The sequence below is a fragment of the Stenotrophomonas sp. YJH_SMC_110 genome (assembly GCF_059369255.1).
In genome coordinates, this window is the sequence record NZ_JCAFSM010000001.1 from 994012 (window position 1) to 1016466 (window position 22455).

At 67.3% G+C, this 22455-nt stretch carries 16 protein-coding genes and 1 riboswitch; of the genes, 6 read left to right on the forward strand and 10 right to left on the reverse strand.

Annotated features, from left to right (window positions below; all coding sequences use genetic code 11):
- Window positions 1–52 precede the first annotated feature (52 nt).
- Both rsmG and AC5P6H_RS04480 read right to left on the reverse strand, forming a co-directional pair.
- Window positions 53–691, reverse strand: coding sequence for a 16S rRNA (guanine(527)-N(7))-methyltransferase RsmG (gene rsmG, locus AC5P6H_RS04475; protein WP_014648885.1), 639 nt, complete (start codon window positions 689–691; stop codon window positions 53–55).
- A 39-nt stretch (window positions 692–730) separates the two neighbouring features.
- On the reverse strand, window positions 731–1330 hold the full coding sequence (locus tag AC5P6H_RS04480) for a 4'-phosphopantetheinyl transferase family protein (RefSeq protein ID WP_046433275.1): 600 nt from the start codon (window positions 1328–1330) through the stop codon (window positions 731–733).
- An 84-nt stretch (window positions 1331–1414) separates the two neighbouring features.
- Between AC5P6H_RS04480 and AC5P6H_RS04485 the strand changes: the two genes are divergently transcribed.
- A complete protein-coding gene (locus AC5P6H_RS04485; protein WP_014648887.1) occupies window positions 1415–1666 on the forward strand; it encodes a GlsB/YeaQ/YmgE family stress response membrane protein in 252 nt (83 codons plus the stop codon).
- Window positions 1667–1738: 72 nt separating this feature from the next.
- Here the strand turns inward: AC5P6H_RS04485 and xth are convergent, their stop codons facing one another.
- The 4 genes from xth to AC5P6H_RS04505 all read right to left on the reverse strand — a co-directional run bounded on the left by xth (window position 1739) and on the right by AC5P6H_RS04505 (window position 7537).
- Entirely contained in the window at window positions 1739–2506 is a 768-nt protein-coding gene (gene xth / locus AC5P6H_RS04490; protein WP_495202340.1) for an exodeoxyribonuclease III, read from the reverse strand.
- 170 nt (window positions 2507–2676) lie between these two features.
- Window positions 2677–4086, reverse strand: coding sequence for a coniferyl aldehyde dehydrogenase (locus tag AC5P6H_RS04495; RefSeq protein WP_495202341.1), 1410 nt, complete (start codon window positions 4084–4086; stop codon window positions 2677–2679).
- A gap of 198 nt (window positions 4087–4284) precedes the next feature.
- On the reverse strand, window positions 4285–5949 hold the full coding sequence (locus AC5P6H_RS04500) for an MFS transporter (RefSeq protein WP_014648890.1): 1665 nt from the start codon (window positions 5947–5949) through the stop codon (window positions 4285–4287).
- A 160-nt stretch (window positions 5950–6109) separates the two neighbouring features.
- Entirely contained in the window at window positions 6110–7537 is a 1428-nt protein-coding gene (locus AC5P6H_RS04505) for a DcaP family trimeric outer membrane transporter (RefSeq protein ID WP_032957835.1), read from the reverse strand.
- Window positions 7538–7782: 245 nt separating this feature from the next.
- Between AC5P6H_RS04505 and acs the strand changes: the two genes are divergently transcribed.
- Window positions 7783–9726, forward strand: a complete 1944-nt coding sequence (gene acs / locus AC5P6H_RS04510) for an acetate--CoA ligase (RefSeq protein ID WP_495202342.1) — start codon at window positions 7783–7785, stop codon at window positions 9724–9726.
- A gap of 109 nt (window positions 9727–9835) precedes the next feature.
- On the forward strand, window positions 9836–10501 hold the full coding sequence (locus AC5P6H_RS04515) for a response regulator transcription factor (protein ID WP_006477308.1): 666 nt from the start codon (window positions 9836–9838) through the stop codon (window positions 10499–10501).
- A 102-nt stretch (window positions 10502–10603) separates the two neighbouring features.
- On the opposite strand, the gene AC5P6H_RS04520 is transcribed toward AC5P6H_RS04515, so the two are convergent.
- The 4 genes from AC5P6H_RS04520 to AC5P6H_RS04535 all read right to left on the reverse strand — a co-directional run bounded on the left by AC5P6H_RS04520 (window position 10604) and on the right by AC5P6H_RS04535 (window position 17939).
- Window positions 10604–11059, reverse strand: coding sequence for an REP-associated tyrosine transposase (locus AC5P6H_RS04520; RefSeq protein WP_142235025.1), 456 nt, complete (start codon window positions 11057–11059; stop codon window positions 10604–10606).
- Between the two features lie 146 nt (window positions 11060–11205).
- Window positions 11206–11781: a manganese efflux pump MntP gene (locus tag AC5P6H_RS04525; protein ID WP_032957840.1), complete on the reverse strand. Its 576-nt coding sequence runs from the start codon at window positions 11779–11781 to the stop codon at window positions 11206–11208.
- A gap of 88 nt (window positions 11782–11869) precedes the next feature.
- Window positions 11870–11959: riboswitch (yybP-ykoY riboswitch) on the reverse strand.
- 140 nt (window positions 11960–12099) lie between these two features.
- Window positions 12100–15558, reverse strand: a complete 3459-nt coding sequence (locus AC5P6H_RS04530; protein WP_495202343.1) for a hybrid sensor histidine kinase/response regulator — start codon at window positions 15556–15558, stop codon at window positions 12100–12102.
- A 233-nt stretch (window positions 15559–15791) separates the two neighbouring features.
- The gene (locus AC5P6H_RS04535) at window positions 15792–17939 is read right to left on the reverse strand and encodes a S46 family peptidase (protein ID WP_049442105.1); all 2148 of its coding nucleotides are present in this window, start codon (window positions 17937–17939) and stop codon (window positions 15792–15794) included.
- Between the two features lie 126 nt (window positions 17940–18065).
- Between AC5P6H_RS04535 and AC5P6H_RS04540 the strand changes: the two genes are divergently transcribed.
- From AC5P6H_RS04540 to AC5P6H_RS04550, 3 genes are read left to right on the forward strand one after another with little or no spacing between them, the layout of a single operon-like run.
- A complete protein-coding gene (locus tag AC5P6H_RS04540) occupies window positions 18066–19754 on the forward strand; it encodes a molecular chaperone HscC (RefSeq protein ID WP_046433293.1) in 1689 nt (562 codons plus the stop codon).
- Complete coding sequence (locus AC5P6H_RS04545) at window positions 19751–21205, forward strand: J domain-containing protein (protein WP_080053030.1); 1455 nt, start codon at window positions 19751–19753, stop codon at window positions 21203–21205. The genes AC5P6H_RS04540 and AC5P6H_RS04545 overlap by 4 nt, the downstream gene beginning before the upstream one ends.
- Window positions 21202–22449, forward strand: coding sequence for a J domain-containing protein (locus AC5P6H_RS04550; protein ID WP_197621549.1), 1248 nt, complete (start codon window positions 21202–21204; stop codon window positions 22447–22449). Before AC5P6H_RS04545 ends, AC5P6H_RS04550 begins: the two co-directional genes overlap by 4 nt.
- Window positions 22450–22455: the final 6 nt, after the last annotated feature.

Here is a 22455-nt window from a genome sequence, read left to right on the forward strand (position 1 = left end):
CGGAAATCGTGGATCGCCAACCCGTTGTTCCACAAGGGGCTGGCGGCGGGAATCAGGGGCCTGTAACAGTGACCAGGTGGCGTTCGCCGGCCAGGCCGGGCACGCTCAACGGGGTCACCTCACGCACCTGCCAGCCCGCCGGCAGGTCCGCGATCTCCTCATGCGGGTAGACGCCCTTCATGGCCAGCAATACGCCGCCGGGGCGCAGCAGGTGGCCACCGACGCGGACGATGCCGGCCAGGGTGTCCATCGCGCGCGCGGTCAGCTGGTCGTAGCGGCCGGCCTCGTCCAGCGCCTCGGCGCGCGACTCGGCCACGCGGGCGTTGCCCAGGCCGAGCTGGCGCACGGCTTCGCGCATGAAGCGCGCCTTCTTGCCGTTGCTCTCGACCAGGGTGACCTGCAGGCCCGGGCAGGCGATCGCCAGCGGGATGCCGGGCAGCCCGGGGCCGGTGCCAAGGTCGGCCAGGCTGCCGTCGGCCACGAACGGCTGCATCGCCAGCGAGTCGAGCAGGTGGCGGGTGACCATCTCCTGCGGGTCGCGGATGGCGGTGAGGTTGTAGGTGCCGTTCCAGCGGTGCAGCAGGGCCAGGTAGCGCAGCAACGGCGGCGCCAGCGCGGCGTCCAGGCCCATGCTGGCCAGGCCCTGTTCCAGCGTGGCAGACACGCTGGCGGGAAGTGGGTGTTCGCTCATGCCGGCATTATCGCCGGTTTTGCGCGCCGATTCCCCGCTTCAGTGTGGATACCAGGCCAATGCGGCGCGGAACTGGCCGCTGGCCTGCCACTCGTGCAGGTGCCAGCGCGCGGCCTCGCCCAGTTCCGGGTCGCACCAGCGCAGGTGCAGGGCGCCATCGGGCCCGGGCGCCAGCTGCAGGCGGTGCAGGCCGAACGAGATGCCCTGCCCGTGCGCCTTCAGGATGGCCTCCTTGACGCACCACACGCGGAAGAACCAGTGCTCGCGCCCGGCCTCATCCAGGCGTTCCAGCCAGGCCACCTCCTGCGGGTGGAAGAAGCGCCGCACGATTTCCAGCAGGCGCGGTCGCGGCCGCAGCAGCTCCAAGTCCACGCCCAGCCGCACGCCTTCGCCCAGCGCCACCAGCAGCACCTCGCCGCTATGGCTCCAGCCGGTGCCGTAGTGGGCCAACGGGCCGCTCAGTTCCGGCCGGCCCTTGTCATCGCGGACCAGCGGCAGCGTCTGCGGGTCGGCGCCCAATGCCTGTGCCAGCACCTGCCGCGCCTGCGGTTCACCACGCTGGCCCGGCACATGCGGGCGCCGCCAGACCGTCACCGGACCGAAGCGCCAGGGGCCATCGAGGGTGGCTGGCAGGCTCATGCGCACACGCCCATCACGCAATTCCACGACGGGTTCACAGCCCTGCGCGTCAACTGGTCACAGTTCCCCACCGGAGGTTCGATCATGGGCATCATCATCTGGCTGATCGTCGGCGGCATCGTAGGCTGGCTGGCCAGCATCATCATGAAGCGCGATGCCCAGCAGGGCATCATCCTCAACATCGTGGTCGGCATCGTCGGCGCGCTGATTTCCGGCTGGCTGTTCGGCGGCGGCATCAACGAAGCGATCACCCTCCGCACCTTCCTGTTCTCGCTGATCGGTGCGGTGATCCTGCTGGCGATCGTCAACCTGTTCACCCGCAAGAGCATACGGTGATCTGAGGGTAGTGCCGGCCACTGGCCGGCAGATGTTCCAGAACGGGCCCGGCAATCGTCGGGCCCTGTTCGTTCAACCGATCTGCACCCAGGCCGGCGCATGGTCACTCGGGCGTTCCCAGGTGCGCGGCTCGCGGTCGATGCCCGAGGCCACCGCACTGTCCTTCAGCGCATCGGAGACCAGGGTCAGGTCGATGCGCAGGCCCAGGTTGCGGCGGAAGCCGGCGGCACGGTAGTCCCACCAGCTGAAGGTACCCGCCTCGTCATTGTGCAGGCGGAAGCCATCGTGCAGGCCCAGCTGCAGCAGCTTGTTCAATGCGCCGCGCTCGGCGGTGGAGGTCAGGATGTGGTTGTCGTTCCACACCGCCGGGTCGTGCACGTCGCGCGCGTCCGGGGCGATGTTGAAGTCGCCCATCACGATCAGCTTCGGGTGGCGCTGCAGCTCTTCGGCGATCCAGGCATGCACCGCTTCCAGCCAGCGCAGCTTGTAGTCGTACTTGTCGGTACCGATGTCCTGGCCGTTGACCACGTACAGGTTGATCACCCGCAGGTCGCCAAAGGTGCCGGCGATGACGCGCTTCTGCTCGTCCTCGAAACCGGGAATGCCGATCTGCACGTCCTGCGCCGGCTCACGCGACAGCAGCGCCACGCCGTTGTAGGTCTTCTGGCCGGCGAACACGCTGCGGTAGCCCGCGGCGATCAGCGCCGAATCGGGGAACTTGTGGTCCTCCAGCTTGGTTTCCTGGATGCCGACGATGTCCGGGCCGAAGTCCTTGAGCCACTGCTCCAGGTGCGGCAGGCGGACATTGAGCGAATTGACGTTCCACGAGGCGATCTTCATGGGGGCATTCTACCCGGGTGGGCCACCCATGCCCGGTAGTCGCCAACCTTGGTTGGCGCCGAGGCCCCCATGTGCCAACCAAGGCTTGCACCCACCGGTAGTGCCGGCCGCTGGCCGGCAACCCCATGAACCGTCGGCAAGACCCTGCAGTTGCCGGCCATCGGCCGGCACTACCGAAGCAGCAGCTTCAACAACCCCGCAATCTTCGAATACGGCGGCCGCAGCCGGTCGCTGGCCGCCCAGCGCGACTGCCACAGCACCGGCAGCCGCTTGCTCATCGCATCGAACCCGGCGCGGCCGTGGTACGCGCCCATGCCGCTGGCCCCTACCCCGCCAAACGGCAGGCCATCGGCGGCGAAGTGCAGCAGCGTGTCATTCACCGTCACCCCGCCGGCCACCACCTGGCCGAGGATGCGCTCCACCGCCGCGCGGTCGTGGCTGAAGGGATACAGCGCCAGCGGCCGGTCGCGGGACAGCACGTCCGCCAGCGCCGCCTCCAGGTCCGGGTAGGCCCGCACCGGAAGGATCGGGCCGAAGATCTCCTCGCGCATCAGGTCCAGGTCGTCCGGCGGGTCCAGCACCACGGTCGGCACCAGCAGGCGCTCGCGGTCGGCGCGCGCGTCATCCACCTGCGCCAGCGGAATCACCGGCACCCCGCGCTGCCGCGCCTGTGCCAGGTAGCCCTGCAGGCGCCGGTACTGGCCTTCATTGATGATGCGGGTGTAGTCGTCGGCATCGCTGAAGTCGCCATAGCGCTCGCGCACCTGCTGCTGCAGCGCCTGTACGAATTCGCGCTGGCGAACGGTATCGATCAGCACGTAATCCGGCGCGATGCAGGTCTGGCCCGCGTTGAACCACTTGCCGGTGGCCAGCCGCGCAGCGGCTTTGTCCAGCGGGAAATCGCGACAGACAATCGCCGGCGACTTGCCGCCCAGCTCCAGTGTGACCGGTACCAGATGCTCAGCGGCGGCGGCCATCACCTTGCGGCCAACCGCCGTCGAGCCGGTGAACAGCAGATGGTCCAGCGGCAGCGACGACACCGCTGCGGCCACATCCGCCCCGCCCTGCACCACCGCCACCCGATCGGGCGGGAACACGCTGGCCAGCAGATCGGCCAGGAACGCGCTGGTGCGGGGCGTGTGTTCCGAAGGTTTCAGCAGTACGTGGTTGCCCGCAGCGATGGCGGTGGCCAAAGGCACCAATGCCAGCGTGACCGGGTAGTTCCACGGTGAGATCACCCCGACCACGCCCAACGGCGTCGGCCGCAGCTGCGCGCGCGCCGGCCACAGCTTCCATCCCGCCGATGCCCGCTGCGGCTTCGACCAGCGCCGCAGGTGGCGGCGCAGGTGGTCGATGGCCGACAGCACGCTCATGCCATCGGCCAGCTTCGATTCAACGTGGGCGCGATGCCCGAAGTCCTCGGCGATGGCCTGGGCCATTTCGTCCAGGCGCGGCTTCAATGCCTCGCGCAGACGGCGCAGGTCGGCTTCGCGCTGGTCGAGCGTGGGGCGCTGGGCCTGCCAGGCGCTGCGCAGGGTGTGCAGGAGGGCGGGAAGGTCTGCCGGCGTGGTGGTGGTCATGGGCCGACTATACGGGGTGCTGCGCAACGCAATGGTAGTGCCGGCCGCTGGCCGGCAAGGGCTTCATGTCCGCGGCGATTCAGGAGGTTGCCGGCCAGCGGCCGGCACTACCGGATGCGGGCCGAGTGGGCACGGCCCACAAGCAGAAAGGCCGCGGTCTGCACCGCGGCCTTTCCTTCACTGCATGGAACCCACCGGTTACTTGGTGATATCCACGTTCTTGGTTTCGCGCAGGAACAGGCCGCCGATCACCACCGACATCAGTGCGATCGCGATCGGGTACCACAGGCCGTAGTACAGGTTGCCGGTACCGGCCACCAGCGCGAACGAGATCGCCGGCAGGAAGCCACCGAACCAGCCGTTGCCGATGTGGTACGGCAGCGACATCGAGGTGTAGCGGATGCGGGTCGGGAACAGTTCGACCAGGTAGGCGGCGATCGGGCCGTAGACCATGGTCACGTACAGCACCAGCAGCCACAGCATGAAGATGGTGCCGGCGATGTTGATGCGGGCGCCATCGGCCTTGGCCGGGTAGCCGGCGGTGGTCAGGGCGGTCTTCAGTTCCGCACCGAACGCATCGGCCTTGGCCTTGCCTTCTTCCTTGGTCAGGCCGGCGGCCTCATACGAGGTGACGCTGGCGCTGCCCACGTTCACCATCGCCAGCGAACCGGCGGCGGCGGGCTGCACGTCGTACGGCACACCGGCCTTGGTCAGCGCGGCGGTGGCCACGTCGCAGGAGCTGGTGAACTTGCGCAGGCCGACCGGATCGAACTGGAACGAGCAGGTAGCCGGATCGGCCACGACCAGGGCCGGCGAGCTGCTGCGGGCTTCTTCGATGGCCGGGTTGGCGAAGTGGGTCAGGCCCTTGAAGATCGGGATGTAGGTGATGGCCGCCAGCAGGCAGCCGGCCAGGATGATCTTCTTGCGACCGATGCGGTCGGACAGCCAGCCGAAGAAGATGAAGAACGGCGTACCCAGTGCCAGCGCAGCGGCGATCAGCAGGTAGGAGGTGGTGGCATCGACCTTCAGCATGCTGCTGAGGAAGAACAGCGCGTAGAACTGGCCGCCGTACCAGACCACCGCCTGGCCAGCCGCCGCACCGAGCAGGACCAGCAGCATCAGCTTCAGGTTGCCACCCTTCAGGCTGTCGCGGAACGGGGTCTTGGAGCCCTTGCCTTCAGCCTTCATCTGCTGGAACAGCGGCGATTCGCTCAGCTGCAGGCGGATCCATACCGAAATGCCCAGCAGCAGGATCGAGACCAGGAACGGGATGCGCCAGCCCCAGGCTTCGAAGGCCTCGTTGCCCAGCGTCATGCGGCAGGCCAGGATGATCAGCAGCGACAGGAACAGGCCGAGCGTGGCGGTGCACTGGATGAAGCTGGTGTACAGGCCGCGCTTGTCGTCCGGCGCGTGCTCGGCCACGTAGGTGGCGGCACCGCCGTACTCGCCGCCCATCGCCAGGCCCTGGGCCAGGCGCAGGATGATCAGGATCACCGGTGCGGCGAAACCGATCGAGGCGTAGTTGGGCAGCACGCCGACCAGGAAGGTCGAGATGCCCATGATCAGGATGGTGACCAGGAAGGTGTACTTGCGGCCGATGCGGTCGCCGAGGCTGCCGAAGAAGGCCGCGCCGAACGGACGCACGAAGAAGCCGGCAGCGAACGCCAGCAGGGCGAAGATCATGCCCGTGGTTTCATTGACGCCACTGAAGAACTGCTTGGCGATGATGGCCGCGAGCGAGCCGTACAGGAAGAAGTCATACCACTCGAAGACCGTGCCGAGGCTCGAGGCGAAGATGACTTTCTTGTGGCCCTTGGTCAGGGTGCCCGCCGCATGGTGCGGGCCTGGTGCAGTGCTGGACATAAGACGCTTCCCCTCCGAAGCAATCGTTGTGGGTGGGTGCCGACCGTTGGTCGGCACTCAATTCGGTAGGTGCCAACCTTGGTCGGCACCCCATCTCGGTAGATGCCGACCTTGGCCGGCACCCCATCTCGGTAGGTGCCGGCCGCTGGCCGGCACGCTCTTAGAAGCTGTACTTCGTGGTGAACTGCAACCGGGTGATGTCACCCTTGTTGCCGTTCTCCACTTCGCGGCGGCCGTACATCAGCTCGGCGCCGATATCGACCTTGGGCAGCGGCGAATAGAAGATGTTGCCGCGGATGCTCTGCACGCTCTTGGTCACCAGCGGGCCGAGGATGCTGTCGTTGTCGTAGTCGCTGCGCGCGTAGATCAGGTTGGTGCGCAGCTTCGGCGAGAACGCATGCCGCCAGCCCACGTAGCCGGCCAGCACGCCGGTGGGGTTGAGCTCGTCGCGGGCCACGTCGTAGGCGCTGTCGGCGGTGATGCCCAGGCCGATGTAGCGGGCGATGCCTTCGCCGCCGGTCAGCTGGTAGTGCAGCGAATCGCTGTCGCCCATCACCCATTTGCCGCCTAGGGTCAGGCCGCCAGCCACCTTGTCGGCCTTCGCGCCGGTGGCCTGGTTGTCCACCTTCAACTGGCGGACGATGCCACCGACACCAAAGGTGCCCCAGTCGCCCTTCCAGCCATAACGCATGGTCAGGTCGGGCAGGCTGCCACGGTCGGAGTTGGCGCTGGCGTTGGTCCAGGCCCCGGTGACCGGGTTGCGGGTACCGGTGAGGGTGGTGGTTTCCGGGTTTTCCAGTGCGACGCTGAAGCCGCCCTGGGTGTAGCGCACCTGGGCCTGGCGCACGAAGATCACGCCGTCGGTGGGCCCGACGAAGTCGACCGCCTCCGGCAGCGCGGCCGCGTCCATGAAGTTGGACCAGGTCTGGCCGGCCATCCAGTTGTTCCAGTACATGTAGGCGTGACGCAGGGTCACGCCGTAGGTATTGGTGGCGGTCTGGTTGCCCAGCGAATTGCCGAAGAAGTCCATCTCGAAGAACGCACCGGCCTTGTTGCCCGATTCGCTCACGTTGTCGATGCCCAGGTTGAAGCGCGAGAACTTGGCGTGGGCGTTGAAGTCGGTGCCCGAACGCTTGCCGCTGCCGCCGGCGCCTTCCACCGGGGTCTGGCCCGGCAGGTACAGCGAGCGGCCGGTGGCGTCGTCGGCCAGCTGGCCATCGCTGGTCTGGGTGGCCAGGAAGTCGGCCTTGATGAAGCCACCGATCTTGACCGTGGTGCCGGGCGCGGCGCCCGGAGTGATGGTGGTGACCTGGATCGGCTGCTTGCCCGCCGGCACCGAGGCGACCGGCTTCTGCCCGGCCTGCACCGTGCGCACTTCGGTCACCGCCTGCTGGGTCTGGCTGATCTGGGTCTGTTGTTGTTGCTGCGAAGACAGCAGCAGCTGGACCTGGCGTTCCAGTTCGGCAACGCGTGCTTCCAGTGCCTTCTCTTTGGCGGTCTCTGCGAACGCCATGCCCGGTGCGACCAGGGCGACTAACAGGCAGGCCGCCAAAGGTGTGCGCACGGCTTTCAACGTACGGTGGCTCATGTTGCCCTCTCTCCCAAGTGGCAAGGTGATGCCGCGCGTGGGGCACGGTCGAGCCGAGACTGCGGGGCGTTCGCGCACAGCGGCTATTGGCCATTGGTCGAACCCGGCCCTGCTGGGCGCTCACTTTCGACCATGGTCTAACCAGGGTGGTGACGCGGCCGGGGGTGGATGGGGCAAACTGAGGGGGATCGGTCGTTGCGATGCTGCGACCGCACATACAAAGTCAACGTGCAAGTGAGGGTGCCATGGCTGATATCTACCCCGTCGATCCGCAGTTCGCCGCCAAGGCACGCATCGACAAGACGTCGTACGAACAGCAGTACCAGGCGTCGGTGACCGACCCGGATGGTTTCTGGGGCAAGGCCGCCGAGCGCCTGCAATGGATGCGCAAGCCGACGAAGATCAAGAACGTCAGCTATGACCTGTCCAACTTCCACATCAAGTGGTTTGAAGATGGCGAGCTCAATGCCAGCGTGAACTGCCTGGATCGCCAGCTGGAAACGCGCGGCGACAAGACCGCCCTGCTGTTCGAGCCGGACGGCCCGGATGCACCGGCCCAGCACGTGACCTATCGCGAGCTGTACGAGCGCACCTGCCGCCTCGGCAACGCGCTGCGCAACCTCGGCGTCAAGAAGGGCGACCGCGTCACCATCTACCTGCCGATGATCGTCGACGCCGCGGTGGCCATGCTGGCCTGTGCGCGCATCGGTGCGATCCACTCGGTGGTGTTCGGTGGCTTCGCGCCGAATTCGATCGCCGACCGCGTCAGCGACTGCCAGAGCAAGCTGATCATCACCGCCGACGAGGGCCTGCGCGGTGGCCGCAGGATTCCGCTGAAGGCCAACGTTGATGCCGCGCTGAAGCTGCCGGGCACGAATACGGTTGAAACCGTGCTGGTGGTGCGCCACACCGGCGGCGCGGTGGACATGCAGGCCCCGCGCGACCGCTGGTTCCACGATGTGGTGGACAGCCAGCCGTCCACCTGCGAACCGGAACGCATGAACGCGGAAGATCCGCTGTTCATCCTCTACACCTCCGGTTCCACCGGCAAGCCCAAGGGCGTGCTGCACACCACCGGCGGTTACCTGCTGTACGCGGCCTACACCCATGAAGCGGTGTTCGACCTGCGCGAAGACGACGTCTACTGGTGCACCGCCGATGTCGGCTGGGTCACCGGCCACAGCTACATCGTGTACGGGCCGCTGGCCAACGGCGCGACCTCGCTGATGTTCGAAGGCGTGCCGAACTACCCGGATACCTCGCGTTTCTGGAACGTCATCGACAAGCACAAGGTGACCATCTTCTACACCGCCCCGACCGCCATCCGCGCGCTGATGCGCGAAGGCGAGGAGCCGGTGAAGAAGACGTCGCGCGCGTCGCTGCGCCTGCTCGGCAGCGTCGGCGAGCCGATCAATCCGGAAGCCTGGCGCTGGTACTACGAAGTGGTCGGCGACAGCCGCTGCCCGATCGTCGATACCTGGTGGCAGACCGAGACCGGCGGCATCCTGATCTCGCCGCTGGCCGGCGCGATGGACCTCAAGCCCGGTTCGGCCACCCTGCCCTTCTTCGGCGTGCAGCCGGCGCTGGTCAATGCCGATGGCGAGATCCAGGACGGCCCGACCGAGGGCAACCTGATCATCCGTGATTCCTGGCCGGGCCAGATGCGCACGGTGTACGGCGACCACCAGCGCTTCATCGATACCTATTTCCGCACCTACCCGGGCAGCTACTTCACCGGCGACGGTTGCCGCCGCGACGAGGACGGCTACTACTGGATCACCGGCCGCGTCGACGATGTGATCAACGTGTCCGGCCACCGCATCGGCACCGCCGAAGTGGAAAGCGCGCTGGTCTCGCACCCGAAGGTGGCCGAAGCGGCCGTGGTCGGCTTCCCGCATGACGTGAAGGGCCAGGGCATCTACGCCTACGTCACCCTGGTGGCCGAAGAGGCACCGAGCGACGAGTTGCACAAGGAACTGGTTGCCTGGGTGCGCAAGGAAATCGGCCCGATCGCCACGCCGGACCACCTGCAGTGGGCGCCGGGCCTGCCGAAGACCCGCTCGGGCAAGATCATGCGCCGCATCCTGCGCAAGATTGCCGAGAACGCGCCGGACCAGCTTGGCGACACCTCGACCCTGGCCGATCCGTCGGTGGTGGCGTCGCTGGTGGACGAGCGCAAGGTGCGCTGACGTACGACCCGGGGCCGGATCCCGGGGTCGGATCCCGTTCCGCCAGGAACGGGCTCTGACCCCGGAGGATCTGGCCCCATGCAGTTTCCCCCCACGGTTCCCCCCGACCATGACCACCCTCCTGATTGCCGATGACCACCCGCTGTTCCGCGAGGCCCTGCGCGGGGCCGTGCAGCGGGTCATCCCCGGCGTGCAGTTGTTCGAGGCCGACAGCGTGGAAGCGCTGTATGCACTGGCCGACCAGCACAATGACGCCGACCTGGTCCTGATGGATCTCAACATGCCCGGTGCGCAGGGTTTCAACGCGCTGGTGCACATGCGCTCGCTGCATCCGCACCTGCCGGTGGTGGTGGTGTCCGCGCGCGAAGAAGCCACGGTGATGCGCCGTGCCCTCGACCACGGCGCGCTCGGCTTCATTCCCAAGTCCGCCGACTCGGACACCATCGGCCACGCACTGGGCACCATCCTCGATGGCGAGACCTGGGCACCGCCGGAAGCGCACAACGTGCCACCCACCGGCAGCGAAGAACGCGAAGTCGGCCAGCGCCTGCGCGAGCTGACCCCGCAGCAGTTCCGCGTCTTGCAGATGCTCGGCGCTGGGCGCTTGAACAAGCAGATCGCCTACGACCTCAATGTCTCCGAAGCGACGATCAAGGCCCACGTCACCGCCATCCTGCGCAAGCTGGGCGTGACCAACCGCACCCAGGCCGTGCTGATGGCCGGCAAGCTGGCGATCGACGACGACGCCATCGTGCTGCCGCCGGAAGAAGATTGATCGTAACGGACTGCGGAGCCGAGCATGTGCTCGGCTCCGCAGCCTTCATGATGCCCCTGTAGAGCCGAGCCCATGCTCGGCTGCTCTTGGCCTCAATACCGATCACCCCCAAAGCCGCCATCGACTCCATACATAGGGGTATTCCCCGATGCGCGTGGCCAGCCCAGCACGCACTGGATTGGCTGCAATGTACATCGCCTGCGTGCGCAGGCACTCGTCACTGCGCAGCGCATGATCGTAGAACCCCGCCTGCCAGATCGGTGCGTTCGCATCAACGCGCCTGGCGATGGATCTTCCACTCCGGGACTTCAGGATCTGCATGCAGCCGGCCAGCGTTCCGGTACGCAACTCGACCAACCAATGCAGGTGATCCGGCATGATCACCCAGGCGAGGGAGGAGGTCCGCCCCGTCCGCTCTACGGTGCGCAGCGCTTCGATCAGCAGATCGACATTGGCCTTGTCGTCGAACCAGGGACGGCGTGCGCGTGTCACAGCCGTGATCGCGTAGACATTGCCGGTCTGCGACCAGCGACCAAAGCGGAGTGCGGGACTGGCCATGCGAAGAGGCTATGGCACGCATGACAGCCTCTCCATCAGCGAAATGCCGTGCTGCATGTCGGCGAATGCTCCAATGTAGAGCCGAGCCCACGCTCGGCTGCCATGTGAAGCAGCCGAGCATGGGCTCGGCTCTACAGGGGCGGGCGTTACCCCACGCCGTGCAGGTGTTCGTACAGGATCGTTGCGCCGATGATCACCAGGATCACGCCACCGATGATCTCCGCACGCTTGCCTACCATGCTGCCCAGTACGCGGCCGAGCATGATGCCGACGGTGACCATGGTCAGCGTGCACAGGCCGATCACCGCAGCCATCACGCCGATATGTACATCCATGAAGGCCAGGCCGATGCCCACCGCCATCGCGTCGATGCTGGTGGCGAAACCGGTCAGCGCCAGCTTCCAGAAGCCGTGGTGTTGCGACGGATCTTCGTCGTCCTCAGCACTGTCGGGGCGCAGGCCGTTGTAGATCATGTGGATGCCCAGTGCGCCGAGCAGGCCGAAGGCGATCCAGTGGTCGAAGGCTTCGACGTATTGCAGGGCAGCCCGACCGAGCAGCCAGCCGATGATGGGCGTGATCGCCTCGATGACGCCGAAGATGATGCCGGCACGCAATGCATCGCGGAACACCGGCTTGCGCATGGCCGCACCCTTGCCGATTGCAGCGGCGAAGGCATCGGTGGACATGGCAAAGCCGATCAGGAGGATCGAAATGGGGGACATGGGCGGTGGCTGAGGTCGGGCTGGGACGGACGCACGGCCTGCGCTCGCGCCCAACCTGACGTTGCGCGCGCGGGCCGCTGGTCTCGCCAACCATCATGGTTGTCCACGCCACGGCGCACTGGCCGAGTATGTTGACGTGGACGATTCCTGCGAAGGAATCCGGCTACTCCCCAAGGGGACGCGAAGCTTAGCATCGCGATCCGCACGTGGCGCATTTCCAGCGAAACGCGCAGGCAGGGCTGGTTTGTATAGCGATGGCTATATCGGCGCCGCCATGCGTTCGGGAGCCGAGCATGGGCTCGGCTCTACAATTGCCAATCAGGCATCGCTATTGCCGGCATCGCGCAGCGCGCCCAGGAAGGCGCGCAGCGAGGCTGGCTTGATCGGCTTGGTCAGCACGCGGTAGCCGCGTTCGCGTGCCATCCGCTTCAGTTCGTCGCGGCCATCGGCGGTCAACAACGCACCCGGCAGCGGGTAACCGGCGGCTTCACGCAGCGCCACCAGCGCATCCAGGCCGTCCATGCGGTCGTGCAGGTGGTAGTCCACCAGCATCACCTGCGGCCGCTCGGCCACTTTCTCCAGCGCCTGATCCACCGTCGATGCCGTAATCACCTGCACCTGCCAGCGACCGAGCAGCGCGCGCATGCCGTCGAGGATCTCTTCGTCGTTGTCGACGCACAGCACGCGCAGGCCGGCCAGCGAATCGCTGCGCAGCGGCGCGGCTGCGGCCTGTACCGGCGCGGCCAGTTCGGTATAGCCCGGCAGCGGCGCCACCCGCGGCAGGATGATCGAGAACATCGAGCCCTTGCCAACCCGGCTGCGCGCATTGAGGCGATGGTCAAGCAGGCGCGAGATGCGCTGGCAGATCGACAGGCCTAGGCCCAACCCCTGTTCGCCCCAATCGAACGGCTGCTGGTAGCGGTGGAACTCGTCGAAGATCTGCCGCATGTGGTGCTCGGGAATGCCCGGGCCGGTATCCCATACCTGCAGCTCCACTTCGTTGCCACGCTGGCGCACCGCCAGCACGATGCGGCCCTGACGGGTGTAGCGCAGCGCATTGGCCAGGAAGTTCTGCAGCACGCGGCGCAGCAGGCGGCGATCACTGCGCACCCAGGCCGGACGCGTGAACAGGTCCAGGCGCAGGCCACGGCCGGCGGCGACCGGCGTGTACTGCGCGGCCAGTTCGCGCATCAGCGCGCTCACGTCGAACTCGCCGATCACCGGGTGCAGGCCACCGGCATCCAGCCGCGACACGTCCAGCAGGCCATCAAGCAGTTCTTCGGCAGCACGCAGCGACGCATCCACGCGCTCGGCCAGGTGCTTCTGCTCGTCGCTCACATGGTCGCTGTCGCGCAGCGCCGAAGCAAACAGCCGTGCGGCGTTCAACGGCTGCAGCACGTCATGGCTGATCGCCGCCAGGAAGCGGGTCTTCGACTGCTGCGCGACCTCGGCCTCGTGCGAGCGCTCGGCCACGCGCTGTTCCAGCGTCTCGTTGGCCTCCAGCAGTGCTTTTTCCGCGTGCTTGTAGTCGGTGATGTCGTTGTAGCTGGTCACGTAACCGCCGCCGGGAAGCGCCTGGCCGCGCATCTCGATCACCTTGCCGTCGCTGCGGGTGCGCTCGAACACGTGCGGTGAGCCGGCGCGCATGTAGCCGATGCGGCGGTTGATTTGCACTTCGATATCGCCCTCGCCCAGCTCGCCGCGCTCGGCGTTGTAGCGGATCAGGTCGGCCACCGGGCGGCCCACGTAGAGCATGCCGTCGGGGTAGCCGAACATGTCCTGGTAGCGACGGTTCCATGCAGTCAGGCGCATGTCCGGATCAACCACGCTGACCCCGGCGCTGATGTTCTCCAGCGTGGTCGACAGGATCTCGCGGTTGAAGCGCAGCTCCTGCCCCGCTTCGTCCAGCACCGCCACCACTTCGCCCAGGTCCATGCCCGAGCCACGCAGCAGGCTGGTCAGCAGCAGGCGCGCCGATGCCGCGCCGATCGAGGCCGCCAACAGACGCTCGGTGAACTGTACCCACGGCCGGTCCGCAGGCGCCGAGGATTGCAGCTCGCGGCCCAGCGACTGCGCCTGCTCGAAGAACGAACGCCGCGCGTGGCGCTCGCCGACCACGCGCGAGGCCAGTGCCAGCAGGTCGCCCACGTGCACGTGGCCGGGCCAGCCGCCGGCCACCGACGGGCGTTCGGCATACGGGTCGAGGAAGGGGGCAGCGCGCAGGCGCTCGTCGACGCCGGGTCGCCAGCGTGCGGACACCAGCATCATCGTCGCCGCATTGACCAGCAGCGACCAGAACGTGCCATGGGTCAGCGGATCCCAGCCGGTCATGCCGAACAGCTGCTGCGGGCGCAGCCACTCAATGCCGAACGGGCCGTGCTGCACCCAGGCGGCATCGACCCAGCCGGCCATGGTCATCGCCGGCAACAGCAGGGTGTACAGCCAGGTGGAGAAGCCGAGCAGCATGCCCACCTCGACGCCACGCCGGCTGGCACCGCGCCAGTACAGGCCGCCGATCAGGCCGGGCGCGAACTGCGCCACCGCTGCGAACGCCATCAGGCCGTACGAGGCCAGCGTGCTGTCATTGCTGCTGGTGCGGTAGTAGCTGTAGGCCATCAGCGCCAGCAGCAGGATCGCCAGGCGGCGGATCCACAGCACGCGCGAAGCGACGTCGGCGGCCTCCTGGTGGTCACCGCTCCGACGCAGCAGCACCGGCATCACCAGGTCGTTGCTGACCATGGTGGCCAGTGCGATGGACGACACGATGACCATGCCGGTGGCCGCCGAAAAGCCGCCCACGTAGGCGATCAGCGCCAGCGCATTGCGGCCTTCGGCCAGCGGCAGAGCCAGCACCATCGAGTCGTCGGCGACGCTGCCGCCGGTGCCGAACAGGGTCACGCCGGCGGTGGCGATCGGCAGCACCATGCCCGAGATCAGCACCAGGTAGCCGCCGAACATCCAGCGCGCGCGGCGCACGTCGCGCACATCGCCGCACTCGACCACGGCCACGTGGAACTGGCGCGGCAGGCAGATGATGGCCAGGAAACTGAGCAGCGTCTGCGAGATGAAGCCCACCGGCGGCAGGCCGGTGAACAGCGTATGCACCGACTCGACCACCGCGGCGGTGCGGTTGCTCAGCCACAGGTAGGCGAACACGCCCACGGCCAGCATCGCCAGCAGCTTGATCACCGATTCGAAGGCGATGGCCAGCATCATGCCGTGGTGGTGTTCGGTGGCATCGACCTGGCGGGTACCGAACAGGGTGGCGAACAGCGCCATCAGCAGCGCCACGTACAGCGCGGGATCGGTGAAGAAGCCGGTCGGGCCGGTGTTGCCGGTCAGCACCTGCAGGCTCATCGCCACCGCTTTGTACTGCAGCGCCAGGTACGGAATGATGCCGATCAGCGCGATGATCGCCACCAGCGCCGCCAGCCGCCGCGAGCGACCGAAGCGCGAGGAGATGAAGTCGGCGATGGAGACCACGTTCTGGCTGCGCGCGATCAGCGCCAGGCGCTCGATGATGCGCCAGCCGAACAGCAGCAGCAGCAGCGGGCCGATGTAGATGGGCAGGTAGCCCACGCCGTTGCGCACGGCGGTGCCGACCGCGCCGTAGAAGGTCCACGACGAGCAGTACACGGCCAGTGCCAGGCTGTAGACCACCGGCCGCAGCCACGGCCGGTCGGGGTACATCGGCCGACGGTCGCCCCACCACGCCACGCCGAACAGCAGCGCGGCATAGGCAACCGAGACCAGCAGCAGGATCCAGCTGGAGACCACGCGTGCGTTTCCGTCAGGACAGGGGTCAGTAGATCACGACCGCTGGTCGTGCGGGTAGGTCACGAGGAAGGACCGCAAGGGTGGGGCATGGCCGTGGGTCACGATCGTTGATCCGTCTGGTGGGTCACGACCGTTGGTCGTGACGGGGACATCCGTGCCCACTAACAGTGGGCACCTACCGGGAATCAATGGGCACCCACCAGGAAGCGGTGGGCGCCTGCCAGGTACCGGCGTTATTGGGCCGGCACGCCCATTTCCTTCAGCAGCTCGGGCGCCGGGTAGACCTTGGCCAGCAGCCAGCGCAGGTAGCGCATGTCCACGTGCACGGCGCGCTTGTAGCGCGGGTCGAACCACCAGCTGGCGCTGACCGACTCCCAGTTGCTGTCGAAGTTCAGGCCGATCAGTTCGCCCCTGGCGTTGAGCACCGGCGAGCCGGAGTTGCCGCCCGTGGTGTCCAGGTTGGTCAGGAAGTTGACCGTCTGGGTCTTCAGTGCCGGATCGGCGGTGCTGCCGAAGTCACCCTTGGCGATCGCGGCCAGCAACGGCTTGGGTGCATCGAACGGGTAGGCGTTGGTGTTCTTCTCGACGATGCCGGCCACGGTGGTCACCGGCGAGTAGGTCACGCCATCGCGCGGGTGCAGCGCCTCGACCTTGCCGTAGCTGATGCGCAGGGTGCGGTTGGCATCCGGATACACCGCGCGGCCCTGCCTGGCACGCCAGGCGAACAGCGCCTGCATGTACGCCGGGCGCAGGCGCAGCTGCTCGCCTTCGCGGGTCTTGCTCTCGTTCTCGATGCGCAGCTGCGCGGCCACCAGCGGACCGGCCACGCTGATCAGCGGATCGGCGGCCAGTGCCTTGCCTTCGCGTGCGGCGGCAAAGCGCGACAGGCGCTGCGCTTCCTCACCCAGCTGGGTACCGGCATACAGGGTGTCCAGTGCCTTGGCCAGCTGCTGTGGGGTACGACCAAAGGCCGCGTCGAACTCGGCCACGCGCTGCGCGTCCGGTAGCTGCTGGTAGCGGGTCAGCAGGGTGGTCAGCAGGGCCTTCTCGACCTCCGGCGCGTAACGGCGCTGGACCTGCTTGAGCACCCCTTCGATCATCGCCTGGTCGCGCTGCTGGTAGCCGCTCTCGCGCTGCGCGTCCGGCTTGGCCGATTCGATGCGCAGGCGCTCCAGCAGCAGCGCCGAGCGCAGCAGCTGGCTCTGCGCGGCCATCTGCTCCAGCAGCAGGTCACGCTCGCCCACCGCCGCGCCCTGCGACAGGTTGGCCAGCAGCGCCTTGATGTCGCCCTGGTACCTGCGGTCGGTGGCAGCCAGCATGGCCGTCTCGTCGGCCGCACGCTGTGCCTTGGCGTCGCTGCGCAGCAGGCCTTCCAGTTCACCGGCGGCGCGCTTGCGGTTGTTCTTCAGCGACTGCAGCTGCGAGGCGTAGCGGGTACGCGCCTGCGCATCCTTGGCGCTGGCGGCCTCGATGGTGTCGATCATCTGCTGGAACACCGATACGCGGCGCGGCAGCACGGTATCGATCTGGCCGGCGAATTCGGCCGCGGTGCGGTGGCGGTAGGTGATGCCCGGGTAACCGGCCAGCATCGCGTAATCGCCTTCCTTCGGGCCTTCCACCGACATCTGCAGGTGTGCCGGCGCCTGGTAGGGCACGTTGTCCTTGCTGTAGGCGGCCGGCTTGCCGTCCTTGCCCACGTAGGCGCGCAGCAGGGTGAAGTCGCCGGTGTGGCGCGGCCACATGAAGTTGTCGATCTCATCGCCGTAGTTGCCGATCGCACGCGGCGGCGCATACACCAGGCGCACGTCGCTCAGTTCCAGCTGGGCAATGCGGTAGAAATCGGTGCCGTAGTACATGTTGGCCACCGAGCAGCGCACGCTGCCGTCCTTCTCGCACTCGGCCACGATCTGCTTGCTGGCTGCATCCACGGCATCGAAGTAGGCACGGCCGGTCTTGCCACGGGCCTGCGCCAGCACCTGGTCGGTCACCTTGTCGAAGCCGACGGTGACCAGCACGCGGAAGTCCGGGTTGGCCGGGCGCTCGTCGGCACGGTCCCTGGCGATGAAGCCACCAGCGATCAGGTCGTGCTCGGGCGAGCTGTTGTACTGGATCACGCCCATCGCCACGTGGTGGTTGGTCAGCAGCAGGCCGTCGGCGGACACGAACGAACCGGTGCCGCCACCGGCGCGCACCACGGCGCTCAGCGGCGGCGCGGTGACGTTGGCCAGGTCGGCCGGATTGCCCTTGAAGCCAGCGGCCTGCAGCGGTTGGGCCAGGTCCGGCAGCTGCGTCGGCATCCACATGCCTTCATCGGCGTGGGCGCCGGTGGCGAGGGTCAGGCCCAGGGCCAGGGCGGTGGGGAGGGCTTTGCGTGGTGACATGAGGCAATCCGGTACGACAGAACAGCCCGGGACCATAGCCCGTGGGGCGCTGTCGGGCAACGCCCGATAGTCAGGCCTGCGCCGCGCTCCTAGAATTGCCGTTTTCTGCACATCGGACGTTCGCAGATGATCGTCGGCATCGATCTTGGCACCACCCATTCCCTCATCGGCAGGCACACGGCAGCAGGGCCGCAGCTGTTCCCCAATGCCCATGGCGAGCTGTTGACCCCTTCGGTGGTCAGCCTCGTCGATGGTGCCGTACTGGTCGGCCAGCCGGCCCGTGACCGCCTGGTCAGCCATCCGCAGCAGACCGTGGCCCATTTCAAGCGCTGGATGGGCAGCGACCGTGAGACCCGGCTGGGTGAGCGCAGTTTCCGTCCCGAGGAGCTCTCGGCCATGGTGCTGCGCTCGCTGCTGGCCGACGCCGAAGCCGCCCTGGGCCACAAGGTGGAGGAAGCGGTGATCAGCGTGCCGGCCTACTTCTCCGACGCCCAGCGCAAGGCCACCCGGGCCGCCGGCGAACTGGCCGGCATCCGCGTCGAGCGCCTGATCAATGAACCCACGGCCGCTGCGCTGGCCTATGGTCTGCAGGAGCGTGACGGCGAAGGCCGCGTGCTGGTGCTGGACCTGGGCGGCGGCACCTTCGACGTCTCCATCCTGGAACTGTTCGATGGCGTGGTCGAAGTGCATGCCAGCGCCGGCGACAATTTCCTGGGCGGCGAGGATTTCCTGCAGGTACTCGTGCAGGCCTTCCACGCCGACCAGGGCACGTCCGCCAGCGACCTGTCCGCTGCCGAGCAGGCGCAGCTGCTGCGTCGGCTGGAACTGTTCAAGCGCGAACTCAGCCAGAGCGGCACTGCCAGCCTGCAGTTGCCCCTGGCCGGCAGCGAACGCCAGTGGCAGCTGGATGAAGCTCGCTACGCCCAGCTCTGCGAGCCACTGCTGCTGCGCATGCGCGCGCCCATCGAGCGCGCGATCCGCGACGCCCGGCTCAAGCCCGAGGCGCTGGACGACATCATCCTGGTCGGCGGTGCGGTACGCATGCCGATGGTCAGCAGGCTTGCGACCCGCATGTTCGGCCGGCTGCCGCTGCGCCATGTCCATCCGGACCAGGCGATTGCCTTGGGTGCCGCCGTTGCAGCGGGATTGAAGGCGCGCGACGAATCGCTGCGCGAAGTCGTGCTGACCGATGTCTGCCCCTACACGCTTGGCACGCAGGTGTCCCGCCAGGATGCTGCCGGTGGCGAGCGCAGCGGCTATTTCCACCCGATCATCCAGCGCAACAGCGTGGTGCCGGTCAGCCGCGAGGATCGCTTCTACCCGCTGCACGAGCGGCAAAGTGCCATCCGCATCGACGTGTTCCAGGGCGAGAGCCCGACGGTGGATCGCAACATCAAGCTCGGTGAGCTGACCGTGCCGCTGACCCATTCTGTCCCGATGCAGGAACGCAGCGTCACCGCCCGCTTCACCTACGACGTGAACGGGCTGCTGCAGGTGGAAGTCACCGAGGATGCCACCGGCAGGCGCCACGAGCTCATCCTGGAACAGAATCCCGGGCTGCTGTCACCCGAAGAGATCCAGCAGCGCCTGCGCGCGCTGGAAGCGCTGAAGATCCACCCGCGTGACGCCCAGCCCAACCTCGCGGTGATCGCCCGCACCGAGCGCCTGTACGAGGAACGCATCCATCACCGTGAACAGTTGCAGTCGTGGCTGAGCAGCTTCCGCCATGTGCTGGAGAGCCAGGATGCCGTTGCCGTCGAGCGTCATCGCCGTCAGCTGGACGAGGCACTCGACGCCCTCGAGCGCGATGCATGAGCTGGGCACTGCACGTCCTGGAGCTGGACCAAACGGCTGACGAGCGCGCGGTCAAGCGCGCCTATGCAAAGCGCCTGCGGGTGACGCGCCCCGACGAGGATCCCATCGCCTTCCAGCACCTGCATGAGGCCTATCAGGCGGCATTGGACTGGGTCCGCCAGGAAGCGCTGGCCGATATCGCGGACGAAGACGAACCGGCGGAGCATGCAACCGACATCGCACCCTGGCCGCCCGACGCAGACGTGGCATGGGCGCCGCCCGAAACGCGTTCGTACTCGCCTCCATGGCCACCTCGCGGCACGCCTGTGCTGCTGCGCACGGCACCAGTGGCGGAACTGGAGGGAGCGGTCCACGTATCGGGCCATGCGCACACGATCCTGCGCATGGCCCATCTGTCTTCCCCTGAAGACTTCGGCCCCTGGCTGGAGGCCACGCCGGTGCTGTGGTCGCTGCGCTACAAGCCATTGGTGGGCGACGCGCTGCTGGATGAACTGGCACGCAGTCACAACAGCGTCAGCGCAGCCAACATGGGTCTGCTGGCACGCTGCTTTGGCTGGGATGATGTACACGATGGCGTGGATCCGGACAGGCTGGCATCGATCCAGTCGCGCGGTCATCGACGCTGGGCCGCCGAGACCGGCAATGCGGCAGAGCTGTCGGCACTGCTTGAACAAGAGGGCAGCCTGCGGCTGGGGAGGGTCACCCTTGCGCGTTGCCTGCGCTACCTGTCGCAGCCATGGCACGCGCGACGATCCCTCTGGCAGGCGCAGCTGCCCGAGCACATCATTGAGGTCAACGCGCTGCTGGATGCGCTGGAACGCGGCGGCCAGGAGCCATTGCCCGCCGCCTGGGATCGGCAGCAGGTGCAGTTCTGGCGCAGCCTTGCCGACGTTTCCCGTCCCAACCGCTGGCGTTGCCAGGTCAATGCGCTGCGGGGCGGCCTGTTGGCTGCCCTGACGCTCGCGATTGCCGGTGGCTCGACTCTCATGAGTCTTGCCCAGCGTGACCTGCGCACCGCCGCCGCGCTCGGCATAGGCGGCGTGCTGCTCGGGGTCCTGCTCGCCCTGGCCGGCGCTCTGTGGGTCCATGTCCGTTGGGCGCTGCGCCAGCTGACGCTGGATCTGCCCCCTTCGCGCTGGGGATGGCTACTGGCGTTGCCAGCGCCGCTGATCGCCCTCGCCAGCCTGATCCTGGTCCATGGCCTGGATCTGCGGCTGGAAGGTACGTTGCTGCTGTTCCCTGGCCTTGCTCTGGCGACGGCACGCTGGATCCGGCGCGAGGATGGCCGGGGATTCCGGCCGCGCAACCTGATTGGACCGGGCATCGGCATGTTCGTCCCCGAAGTGGGCTGCGCCCTGGTCCTGCTGCTATGGACCACCTGGTTCCTGCGTGACAGGTGCCGTCGCCTGTCGATCGACCTGCCTCCACCTGCTTCTGGAAACACCGTGTGAACCGGGCACTGGACGCTCTCGGGCTCGACGCCAGCGCCGACGAAAAGGCGATCAAGCGCGCCTACGCGCAGAGACTGCGCGCGGCACGCCCGGACGAAGACCCGGTGGCATTCCAGGCGCTGCACGAGGCTTACCAGCAGGCCCTGCTGTGGGCACGCAGCCGCACGCAATGGCAGGAGGAAAGCAGTGCAGAAGCGCTGTCGACGCCACCTGCAGACAACAGCCCACCCGGCCCACCGGCGCCGTACGACAGCCATTCGCCGATGGACCACATGCCGGTGCTGCATCATCCATGCACGCCCGACACCGACATGCCGGACGATGTGGTGGAGCCATCATTGAACCTGCCCCGGTTTGCGCGCCTGCTGATCAACACCGCCGGCGACGCCGACCCGGCCAGCTTCGAGCACTGGCTGGCCCATCGCCCGGAGCTGTGGTCATTGGCCGACAGGCCGCGTATCGGTGACGTGGTACTGCAGCAGCTGCTGCACCAGGGCCAGCCGCTGTGCGAGTCCAACTTCGATCTGCTCGGTCGATACTTCTGCTGGGATGAGATCCGGGCTGATATCGATCCCTACCGGGTCCGCGCACGGCGCAACCTGCTGCATCGCCGCTGGCAGCTGCAGCCGCGCAACCACACGGCCCTCACCGCAGCCCTGGACCGACCGCATGACCGGGTGTCCGCTACCGAGGCCCATGCCCGCATGGAACGCTTGACCCGACCGTGGCACTGGTTGCAATCGCTGCTGTCGGCCAGCGTGCCCGGGCGTGCTGGCATCATGCGGCAAACGATGCAGCGTCTGGGAGTGCATGGTGTCCGTGACACGCTGGCGCCACTGGACACGGATCAGGTCGCCTTCTGGATGGCGGTATCCCAACCCGGGCACTTCAATCTCATGAAGATGCAGGTGGCCATTGTCCGCTGCCTGCTGGGCGCTCTCGTCGTGCTGGCCGTTCTGGCGGCGCTGGCATTGCTCGGTGATGCCGCTCGCCCTATCGCGATCAGCACGTCCAGCATGAAACACGTGGCAATCCATGCCTCGGTGGTCATCGTGTCTGGCGTCCTCATGCTGACGCCTTTCGTTGGAGGCACCCCATCGCGGACGGCGTCCGCGCCAGCGCCCGTCGAGCCACCGTCGGCGCTTGATGGGCACGGCATGCTCACGCACGGGCCTCGTCCGCGCAGGCCAGCCCCCTCCTTCGCCGTTGTCAGCCAGACCGATCCCGACACAGAGGGTGGTTGAGGGGCA